Raw genomic sequence first — 10,616 nt, 5'->3', positions numbered from 1 at the left:
TGGCGCTCGGGCGCGACGCCTTCGCGCCGCTCAACGATTTCCCGGAAGCCAAGGCGTTCTGGTGGCCGCGCTTCGAGCGCATCGCGCGCTGGTTCATCGATTGGGAAATCGAGCGTCGTCGCAACGTGCAGTCGGTCTATGCGGAAGTTCAGGGCGAATTGCAGGTGACGCCCGACTTCATGCTGACCGCGCGGGCCGACCGGATCGAATTGCTGAACGACGGCAGCTTCGCGGTGCTGGACTACAAGACCGGACGGCCGCCATCGAAAAAGGAAGTGCAGGTCGGCTTTGCACCGCAACTGACGTTGCAAGCCTCGATCCTGCGGCACGGCGAATTTGAAAAACTGCCGAAAGGCGGCTCGCTCTCCGAACTGCTGTATCTGCGCCTCAGCGGCGGCGATCCCGGTGGCGAGAAGGCGCCGCGTGAATTCGACGGCCTGACGGTCGACGATGCCGCGGACCGCGCGCTGAAAAAGCTTCAAGAACTCGCGGTCACCTTTGCTGCCGAGGATACGCCGTATCGATCATTCTGGCGGCCGCAATGGGTCGGCCGCACTTACGGCGACTACGATCATCTCGCTCGCGTTCGTGAATGGTCGGCGACCGGCGGCGAAGTCGACCCGGATATTCCGGCATGAGCGCACGCAATTCCGCCAGTCGCGAGCTGCCCGAGCGCGTGCTCAAGCCGCAATTCACGGCGTCCGACCCTGCCGTATCGGCCTGGGCATCCGCCAATGCCGGCTCAGGCAAGACCCACGTACTGACCCAGCGCGTCATCAAGCTGCTGCTGCGCGGCGAAGACCCGGCAAAGATCCTCTGCATCACCTTCACCAAGGCCGCGGCGGCGACCATGGCGGCGCGCGTCTTCAATACGCTCTCGGCCTGGACCGCGCTTGACGATGACGGGCTCGACAAGGCGATCCGTGACATCGGGTTTGTCCCGGACGAAAAATTGCGGACGCGAGCGCGCCGCTTGTTTGCGCTGGCGCTGGAGACGCCGGGCGGTCTGAAAGTGCAGACCATCCACGCTTTCTGCACGAGCCTGCTGCATCAGTTTCCGTTCGAGGCCGATGCTGGTGCAGGCTTCGAGGTGCTGGACGATGCGACGCAAACCCAGCTGCTCGACAAGCTCACGCTCGAAGTGATGCTCGAAGGCGCCGCGCAGCCGGGCTCCGCAATCGGCAGGGCGCTTGCGGACGCAATCAAGGCCGCCGCCGACGCCACTTTCCTCGAATTGATCAAGGAAGCCGTCGGTGAACGCGACCGAATCGAGCAATGGATCGCACGGACCGGTTCGGTCGACGCTGCGATCGCGGAATTGTCCGCGGCGCTGGGCGTCGGCCCGCACGACAGCGTGGACGCGATCGAGGACCGCTTGCTGTCGGAAGCCGAATTCGACTGCGCGCAATGGCATGACCTTGCCGAGGTTCTCCACGCCGGCGGCAAGACCTATGCCGAACAGGCTCGTGCGCTGAAGGCGGCTCTGACTGCGCCAAGCACGGCGCAGCGCGATGCCTATCTGCAGATTTTCTGCACCAAGGAGCGCAAAGCGCGCAGGAACCTCGTCAGCAAGGCGCTGCGGAACGTGCATCCCGAATGGGCGGAGTGTCTCGAGCGTGAACAAACGCGCGTCTGCGCCCTGCTCGATACCTTGCGCGCCGCGGAGTGCCGTGATCGCACGCGCGCGCTGATCACCGTGGCTCACGAGGTGATCGTGCGCTACCGACGCGAAAAGACGCGGCGCGGCCTCCTGGATTATGACGATCTGATCGATCGCACGCTGGCGCTGTTCCAGCGCACCTCGGCCGCGTGGGTGCTCTACAAGCTCGATCTCGGGATCAATCATCTGCTGCTCGACGAAGCGCAAGACACGAGCCCCAAGCAATGGGAGATCATCCGCACGCTCGTCTCCGAATTCACCGCGGGCGCCGGTGCGCGAAGCCACAGGCGGACAATGTTCGCGGTCGGCGACGACAAGCAGTCGATCTTCTCCTTCCAGGGCGCCGCGCCGGAGAAATTCGGCGCAATGCGGGAAGACTTCGAGCGCGACTTCAAGGCAGCGAGGCTCGAATGGCGCAATGTCCGCCTGCTGACCTCGTTCCGTTCCGGTGAGGTCGTGCTCAAGGCCGTCGACCTGGTCTTCGCGCAAGAAGCTGCCTACGCGGCGCTGTCGTCCGACAAGACGCCGACGGTACATGAATCCTTGCCCGGCAAATTGCCCGGTCACGTCGATATCTGGCCGCTGGTGCTGCCGACGGAAAAGGACGACATCGAAGGATGGGACGCTCCATTCGATGAGAAAAGCGAGAGCAGCACTCAGGTTCGCCTCGCCAGAAAGATCGCGACGCATGTGCGGCTCTGGCAGGACAAAGGCACCAAGCCCGGCGATGTCCTGATCCTGGTGCGTCAGCGCGGCCCGTTATTCGAGGCCATCATCCGGTCATTGAAGGCCGCCGGCATTCAGGTCGCGGGCGCCGACCGCATGGTGCTGCTCGACCATATCGCGGTGATGGACCTGATCGCGCTCGCCGACGCATTGCTGCTGCCGGAAGACGATCTCGCGCTCGCATCCGTCTTGAAGAGCCCGATCTTCGGCCTGAGCGAGGATGATCTGTTCGAGATCGCGCACGATCGCGGCCGCGATTCGCTACGCAGGGCGCTGACCAGAAAGGCCGAACGATTCAGCGAAGCCGCGGCGCGCCTGCAGCAATTGACGGACGCCGCGTCGCGCGACAGCCCGTTCACGTTCTATGCACAGCTTCTCGGAGCGGGCGGCGCGCGCAAGCGCTTCCTCGCGCGGCTCGGCCCGGAAGCCAATGACGCGCTCGACGAATTCCTCAATCTCGCACTGGAATATGAACGGCGCGAAATTCCATCGCTCCAGGGCTTTGTCGCGTGGCTCCGCGCGGCCAATGCAGAGGTGAAGCGCGACATGGAAATCACGCGCGACGAGGTCCGCGTGATGACCGTCCATGGCGCCAAGGGCCTCGAGGCGCATACCGTGATCCTCGCCGACACGACGACGCGGCCGCAAGGCTACAAGCCTCCGCGACTTGTGGAGGTTACGCTGAATGATGGGGCCGGTCTCGTCTGGGCGAAGTCGCAGGACACCGACCCACCGCTCGTGGCAAGCGCACGCGTGGCGGCGAATAACGCCAGTATCGAGGAATACAAGCGGCTTCTCTACGTCGCGATGACGCGCGCCGAGCAGCGGCTCGTCATCTGCGGCACGGCGTCGGGCGTCCGCAGAGACCGCACGCCGATCATCCCGGATCAATGCTGGTATCAGTTGATCGAACGTGCGCTGGTCGGCCCCGATGCGGACACCATCGAAATGGCGTCCGAGGACGGCGAGGGCACGATCTGGCGATTGCGGAAGGACGTGTTCGATTTTCCGACGCACACCGAAGAGGCCGTAGCGCAAACGGAGTTACCGTTGCCCGGTTGGATCGACAAGCCCGCCACGGCCGAGCCGCCGCGCGCGGTTGCGATCACACCGTCGGATGCAGACGACGAGGAATGGAAGCGCGGGACCGGGGAAAGCGAGCGCGAAGAGGCGCTGGAGCGCGGCCGTCTGCTGCATCGCCTGATTCAGTCCTTGCCCGATCTTCCGCCGGAACGCCGAGCGGCCGCGGCGGAGGATTATCTTCGCCGCAACCGCCAAAAGCTCTCGGCAGACCAATGCGCGGCCATCGCAGCGCAGGTCCTCGCCATTCTTGACGATGCGCAATTCGCGCCGCTCTTCGCGGCCGGCAGCCGGAGCGAGGTCCCCGTGATCGGCAGGCTGGAACGACAGGGTCTCGCGCCCTATTCCGTGACCGGCGTGATCGACCGCCTGGCAGTGACCGATACGGAGGTCTTGATCGCCGATTACAAGACGAACCGGCCGCCGCCCACCGCGCTCGAGGATGTTCCGCGCGCCTACCGGCGCCAGCTGGCGCTGTATCGCGCCTTGCTGCAACGAATTTACCCTGGCCGGACCGTGCGCGCGGCCCTGATCTGGACCGAAAATGCGACCCTGATGGAGCTCCCGCACGCGGCGCTGAACGCGGAACTCGCACAGGTGATCGGCGGTTGAGCGAGGCCCCTCTGTCAAGACCGCCCGCCTCATCGTGACTGCAAGGCCGGGCCGCATTTCTGCCGGATCAGGCGCGGCCGATGCAGGCTTGACCCAGGCAGGGGCGGTTCATAGTTTCATGGACGAATTTCTGACATTCCTGCGATTCGAAAGGTGCAATATGGCCGTTGGAAAGGTGTCGGACGCGACTTTCGAGGCCGAAGTCTTGAAGGCCAGCGGCCCCGTCGTCGTCGATTTCTGGGCGGAATGGTGCGGCCCCTGCCGCATGATCGCCCCGGCTCTGGACGAGATCCAGAATGCGCTCGGCGAGAAGGTCAAGATCGTGAAGCTCAATGTCGACGAGAATCCCGGCATCGCGTCGAAATACGGGATCATGTCGATCCCGACGCTGATGATCTTCAAGAACGGCGAGCTCGCTTCGCGCCAGGTCGGCGCGGCGCCGAAGGCCAAGCTCGAACAATGGATCAACGCGGCCGTCTAGGCCGCGCTGTCCCAACACCTGTACAAACAGCCGGCCGCGAGGCCGGCTGTTTGCTTTTTAGACCGCTCGGTCGCGCCGCGCCTCGCGGCGACCTTACTGCGCCTTGATGTTGAGCGACTTGATAATGTCGCCCCAGCGCTTGGTCTCCGCCTCGGTGAATTGGGCGAGTTCCTGCGGCGTCGATGTGCGCACTTCGAAGCCCAACGCCTCGAACTTGTCCTTGAACGCCGGCGAGTTGACGATCGTCACCAGCTCCTTGTGCAGGCGGTCGATCACCGGCTGCGGCGTTCCGGCCTTTGTGTATAGGCCGGTCCAGATTGACGAGGTGACGCCGGGATAACCGAGTTCCGCCATCGTCGGCACATCGGGGATCTGCTTCAATCGCTTGTCGTTCATCACTGCAATGGCGCGCAGCTTGCCCGATTGCAGAAAGCTCAGCACGTCGGAAATCGACGGAAACATCACGTCGAGCTGACCGCCCAGCATGTCGTTCAGTGCCGGGCCCTGACCGCGATAAGGCACGTGCACCATCTGCGTGCCGGTCGCGCGTTTGAACAATTCGCCGCCGAGATGGGTCGGTGAGCCGGTGCCGGACGATCCGAAATTCGACTTGTCACCCGCGGCCTTGAGCTGCGCGATCATGTCCTTGAACGACGCATCCTTCATCTTCGGGCTCGGCACCACGACCTGGGGATAGATCGTCACCATCGTCAATGGCGCGAAGTCCTTCACCGGGTCATAGGGCAGCTTGTCGTAAAGCGAGACATTGCTCGCATGCGTGCCGGTGGTCGCCATGAACAGCGTGTAGCCATCCGGCTGCGCGCGCGCGGCCTCGGCGGCACCGATATTGCCGCCGGCGCCCGGCTTGTTTTCGATCACCACCGCCTGCCCGAGCGCCTTCGACAATTCGTCGGCGATCACCCGTGTCTGCGTATCGGCGCTGCCTCCGGCCGGGAACGGAACGACGATGCGCAGCGGCTTGGTTGGCCAGTCCTGCGCCATCGCGACACCAGCGGACACCGCGAGGATCGCCCCGGCGATGGCCATACGAAAGATTTTCATGATTTTGCTGCTCCGCTGAAGAAGTCGATGACCAGGCTGTTGAAGAGATCGGGCTCGGTCCGTGAAAGCGCGTGTCCGCCTTGTGCCACGAAATGCGTGTGTGCTGCCGGCATATGCCGCGCGAATTCCTCCGAGAAGTAGCGCGGCGTCAGGATGTCGTCATCCGCGCACAGAATGAGCGTCGGGATCGCGATGCGGTGCAATTCGGAGCGCCTGTCAAATGCCAGAATGGCATCGAGCCGGCTGGCCTGAACCGCAGGCTCGCCGAGTTGCGCTGCGGCCTGCGCCTCCGCCTCGCGCAACGCGGCGTCATTGGCATTGATCCAATACGGCGGATAGAGCAGGAGCGAGGTATATTTGCCGTAGGCTTCGGCACCGAGCTCGGCATGAATGAGGCTACGCAAGCCGAGAATACGATGCCGATAGGGATCGCCATGCGTCGTGCTTGAATAGATCATCATCGACGACAGACGGTCCGGATAATCGAGCGCGGTCGCGACACCGATCGCACCCCCGGTCGAATGACCGAGATAATGCGCGGACTTCAGCCCGGCTGCGTCCATCACCGCCACAAGATCGGCAGACATCTGCTCGATCGATTCGACCGGGATGCGCGATGATTTGCCGGTGCCGCGCTGATCGAACAGATAGAGCGTGAAATGTTTCTCCAGAACGGCCCGGTTCGGCTGCCAGTACCCCATCACGCCGCCGAGACCCGCCGCCAGGATCAGCGGCGGACCTTCTCCGGTGCTTTCCCAGTAAAGGTCGGCACCATCACGATGCGCAAACGGCATTTCTCAACGCCCGACATGCGCGATCGACGAAATTTCGACCAGGAATTCCGGCCGGACCAGATCGGCGCGGATGCAATAACGCGCCGGTGGCTGGCTCGGGAAATATTCGCGATAGACCTCATTCATCGCAGCGTAATCGGCGAGATCCTTGAGGAAGATCGAATTGAACGTGATATCGGCCATGGTGCCGCCGGCGGTTTCGATGACCGATTTGATCGCTTCGAGCACGCAGCGGGTTTGCGCTTTCACATCGCCGATGCCGACGGTCTTGCCGTCCTTGTCCATCGCCAGCATGCCCGAAACATAGACGACGCCGTCGGCCTTGGTGCCCGGAGAATACGGCGCGAGAGGCGGCGGCGAACCGGCGGGAACGATGATCTCTTTCGGCATTTTCAGTTCTCCAGATTGGCCGCGCGTGCGCGGCATTTTTTGCAAATTCGATGCCAGTCAAATGGCGCTAGGCCGGGGGCGTGCCGTTGCGCCTCAGCACATCGCCCGCGAGATAAAGCGAACCGCCGATCAGGATGCGCGGCGGCGGATCGAGCGCCATCGTCGTCACAGCCGCGAGCGCAGCTTCGACATCCGCTGCGGTTTCGGCGGGGACGCCAAGATTGTTCGCGGCATCCGCGATCTGTTTCGGTGCGAGACTGCGCTCGGCATCGGGGACCGGGACCGCGTAGAGCCGCCGCGCGAGGCCGCTGAAGGAGCGGAGATAGCCTTCGAAATCCTTCGTGCCGAGCATGCCGATGATCATCACCAGCGGCTTCGGCGCGCGTTCCTCGAGGTCGGCCAGCGCCACCGATACCGCCCGTCCTCCATCCGGATTGTGACCGCCATCGAGCCATATCTCGCTGCCGGGTGGCGCCAGGGTGACCAGCTTCCCCTGCGTCAGGCGCTGCATGCGCGCCGGCCACTCGGCCTTGATCAGGCCGGCTTCATAGGCGGCCGCCGGAATTTTCAGACCCGACGCGCGCAAAGCCGCAACCGCAATCCCCGCATTGACGAATTGATGCCGCCCGATCAGCTTCGGTGCGGGCAGATCGAGCAGCCCGTCGTCGTCCTGATAGACGAGGCGGCGATGCTCCTCGCTGATATTCCATTGCTCGCCAGCAATCAGAAGCGGCGCGCGTAGCCGCTCGGCGGCACGTTCAATCACCGCGAGCGCCTCCGGCATCTGTGGTCCGATGACGGCCCGCACGCCGCGTTTGAGGATGCCGGCTTTCTCGGCGGCGACGCTCTCGATCGTATCGCCGAGATATTCGGCGTGATCGAGCGACACCGGCGTAATCACGCTGAGCAGCGGCGCGTCCACGACATTCGTAGCGTCAAGCCGACCGCCCAGGCCCACTTCAAGCAGCAGCACGTCCGCCGGGTTTCGCGAGAACAACAGCATGCCGGCCGCCGTCGTCATTTCGAATACGGTGATCGGCTCGCCTGCGTTCACGCGTTCGCATTCCTCGACCGCGGCACGCAGTTCGTCGTCACCGACCAGTTTGCCGCCGCCTTCAGACGCAAGGCGAAACCGCTCGTTGAACCGGACAAGATGCGGCGATGTATAAACATGCACATGGTGCCCGGCATCCTCCAGGATCGCACGCATGAACGCGATGGTGGAGCCCTTGCCGTTGGTTCCGGCGACGTGAATCACCGGCGGCAGCTTGCGTTCCGGATGATCGAGGCGCGCGAGCAGGCGCTGCATCCGATCAAGCGACAGATCGATCAGCTTTGGATGCAACGCGAGCAGGCGCGTCAAAATATCGTCAAGGGCTGACATTGCGACCTATTCAATACCACGGGCGTCCGTTCCGGCTAAGGCCGAACGATGCCGAAGCAATAAGACGAAAGAAGCCGAGGTCAGGCGGACGCCGCGGCGTCGCTGGTCGCCGGGAGATTCGGTCGGCCGGCATTGGGCGAGAACTTTGTCAGCAGCCGGCAGATTCGCGCGAGCGTCGCGCGCATCTCGTGCCGGTGCACGACCATGTCGACCATGCCGTGCTCCTTGAGATATTCGGCGCGCTGGAAGCCCGGCGGCAATTTCTCGCGGATGGTCTGCTCAATCACACGCGGGCCAGCGAAGCCGATCAATGCGCCGGGCTCTGCGATGTGAACGTCTCCCAGCATCGCGTAGGACGCCGTCACGCCGCCTGTGGTCGGATTGGTCAGCACTACGATGTAGGGCTTTTTCGCCTCGCGCAGCATCTCGACCGCGACGGTGGTGCGCGGCATCTGCATCAGCGACAGGATGCCCTCCTGCATGCGCGCGCCACCGGACGCCGCGAACAGGATAAAGGGCGCGCCGCGATCGACCGCGGTCTCGAGCCCCTTGATGATCGCCTCGCCCGCGGCCATGCCGAGGGAGCCGCCCATGAAGTCGAAATCCTGCACCCCGATCACGACCGGGATGCCTTCCAGCCGGCCGAAGCCGAGCTTGATGGCGTCGTTCATGCCGGTCTTGGTGCGCGCATCCTTCAGGCGATCGGCATAGCGGCGCTGATCACGGAACTTGAGCGGATCGGCGGGGACATCCGGCACGCCGATATCGAGCCAGGTCTCGCCATCGAAGACCGATTTCAGGCGCGCGGTCGCGCCCATGCGCATGTGATAATTCGAGCCGGGGATGACGAACTGGTTCGCCTCGACATCTTTGAAGAACACGAGCTGCCCGGTCTCCGGACACTTGATCCAGAGATTTTCGGGCGTCTCGCGCTTCAGGAACGACCGGATTTTTGGCCGGACGACATTGGAGATCCAGTTCATGCGACTCGACTATCTCATCCGCTCTTTGGCATTGGCCAGAGACCTCAATCCGCCACGAAGCCGGACGCCTTCACCACCGGCCCCCAGCGTTCGATATCCGCCTTCACCATTGCGGCGAATTCGGCAGGCGTCTTGTAGTCCGGCTCGTTGCCGAGCGTCGCCAGCTTCTCTTTGACATCCGGCGCAGCAAACGCGTCCTTGATGGCAGCATTGAGTTTCGTCACGATGTCCGCCGGTGTTTTTGACGGAACCAGGGTGCCGAGCCAGGATTCGATCACGACATCGTAGCCGGACTCCTTCATCGTCGGCACGTCCGGCAGAAAGTTCGTTCGCTTCGCGCTGGTCACAGCGAGGGGCCGGATTTTCCCGCTCTTTGCAAAGGGCAGGACCTCGGCGACCGGATTGACGCTCGATGTGACATGACCGCCGATCAGATCCTGCAAGGCGGGCGCACCGCCCTTGTAATGAACCGGCGTCATCGGGACTTTCGAGACCTGCGACAGCATCAGGCCGGCAAAATGCGGGGTGCCGCCGGCCGCGGTGGTGGCATGCGTCGCTTTGGTCGGATTGGCTTTGCACCACGCAACGAAATCGGACAGCGTCTTGACGCTGTCCGGAACGGCCGGGCCGACGCACAGGCACAGCGCCGACTTTGCGATCGTCGCAACCGGGGTGAAATCCCGCACCGGATCGTAGCTCAGCGAACGGAAGCTGTGCGGATAAACCGTGATCGGGAAGTCGGGCGTGAACAGCATCACACTGCCATCGGCTTCCGCGCTCTTGACGTATTCGACTGCAAGCCGGCCCGCTGCACCGACGCGGTTCTCGACAAGGGTGGTCGGCGCATACACGCCTTTCAGCTTGTCGGCGAGGATGCGCGCAAGCGCGTCCGTGCTGCCCCCCGCAGGAAATGGCACCACGACGCGCGTGGTCTGCTGAATTATCTGCGCATGTGCGCGCGAAGACAGCGACCATTGACCTGCGGTCAAGGCACCTGCGGCTCCGAGCAACCAGGTTCGACGCGTCAACATTTCGGAAGATCCTCCCAAGAGATTGCGTTTTGATTATGAACTATTCGGCAGCAACCCGGCGGACCGAGCGCACGCCGTCGGCGAGATCCGCAACGAGCGACGTCACCGCCTTGATCGAACCAGCCGTCGCCTGACCTTGGCCGTCCAGACTGTCGCGCAACCTGTCGATCAGCGCCGATCCGACGACCACGGCATCCGCGCCTTGCGCGATGGCGCGCGCTTGTTCTGCAGTCTTCACACCGAAGCCGACGGCAACCGGCAGCGTCGTATGGCGCTTGATGCGTGCGACGGCGTCGGACACGCGCGTTGCATTCGGCGTCGCCGATCCGGTGATGCCGGTGATCGACACGTAATAGACAAAGCCCGATGTGTTCGTGAGCACGGCCGGCAGGCGCTTGTCGTCTGTCGTCGGG

General features: G+C 63.5%; 10 protein-coding genes. 3 read left to right on the top strand and 7 right to left on the bottom strand.

From position 1 onward, the window contains the following. The 3 genes from VN004_RS19285 to trxA all read left to right on the top strand — a co-directional run. A partial coding sequence (locus tag VN004_RS19285) for a PD-(D/E)XK nuclease family protein (RefSeq protein WP_325613570.1) occupies positions 1-638 on the top strand: 638 nt, incomplete at its 5' end. Next, entirely contained in the window at positions 635-4,078 is a 3,444-nt protein-coding gene (gene addA / locus VN004_RS19280) for a double-strand break repair helicase AddA (RefSeq protein WP_325613567.1), read from the top strand. The genes VN004_RS19285 and addA, both read left to right, overlap by 4 nt. Positions 4,079-4,238: 160 nt before the next feature. After that, positions 4,239-4,559, top strand: coding sequence for a thioredoxin (trxA, locus tag VN004_RS19275; protein WP_325613565.1), 321 nt, complete (start codon positions 4,239-4,241; stop codon positions 4,557-4,559). 93 nt (positions 4,560-4,652) lie between these two features. Here trxA and VN004_RS19270 read toward each other — a convergent pair whose 3' ends face one another. The 7 genes from VN004_RS19270 to VN004_RS19240 all read right to left on the bottom strand — a co-directional run. Continuing rightward, positions 4,653-5,621 (bottom strand): tripartite tricarboxylate transporter substrate binding protein, encoded by a 969-nt coding sequence (locus tag VN004_RS19270; RefSeq protein WP_325613563.1) that lies wholly within the window; start codon positions 5,619-5,621, stop codon positions 4,653-4,655. Next, positions 5,618-6,415 (bottom strand): alpha/beta hydrolase, encoded by a 798-nt coding sequence (locus VN004_RS19265; protein WP_325613561.1) that lies wholly within the window; start codon positions 6,413-6,415, stop codon positions 5,618-5,620. The genes VN004_RS19270 and VN004_RS19265 overlap by 4 nt, the downstream gene beginning before the upstream one ends. A 3-nt stretch (positions 6,416-6,418) precedes the next feature. Next, positions 6,419-6,805, bottom strand: coding sequence for a pyrimidine utilization protein C (gene rutC / locus VN004_RS19260; RefSeq protein WP_325613559.1), 387 nt, complete (start codon positions 6,803-6,805; stop codon positions 6,419-6,421). A 67-nt stretch (positions 6,806-6,872) separates the two neighbouring features. After that, a complete protein-coding gene (locus VN004_RS19255) occupies positions 6,873-8,189 on the bottom strand; it encodes a folylpolyglutamate synthase/dihydrofolate synthase family protein (RefSeq protein WP_325613555.1) in 1,317 nt (438 codons plus the stop codon). An 80-nt stretch (positions 8,190-8,269) separates the two neighbouring features. Continuing rightward, positions 8,270-9,172: an acetyl-CoA carboxylase, carboxyltransferase subunit beta gene (accD, locus tag VN004_RS19250; RefSeq protein WP_325613553.1), complete on the bottom strand. Its 903-nt coding sequence runs from the start codon at positions 9,170-9,172 to the stop codon at positions 8,270-8,272. Positions 9,173-9,216: 44 nt separating this feature from the next. After that, positions 9,217-10,203, bottom strand: a complete 987-nt coding sequence (locus VN004_RS19245; protein WP_325613550.1) for a Bug family tripartite tricarboxylate transporter substrate binding protein — start codon at positions 10,201-10,203, stop codon at positions 9,217-9,219. Positions 10,204-10,243: 40 nt separating this feature from the next. After that, positions 10,244-10,616: tryptophan synthase subunit alpha (locus VN004_RS19240; RefSeq protein ID WP_325613548.1), on the bottom strand; the 373-nt coding region annotated here is incomplete at its 5' end.

The sequence above is a fragment of the Pseudorhodoplanes sp. genome (assembly GCF_035565855.1).
GTDB lineage: Bacteria > Pseudomonadota > Alphaproteobacteria > Rhizobiales > Xanthobacteraceae > Pseudorhodoplanes.
Note: the sequence above shows the minus strand (reverse complement) of the source record. Positions and strands in the feature narration are given on the sequence as shown.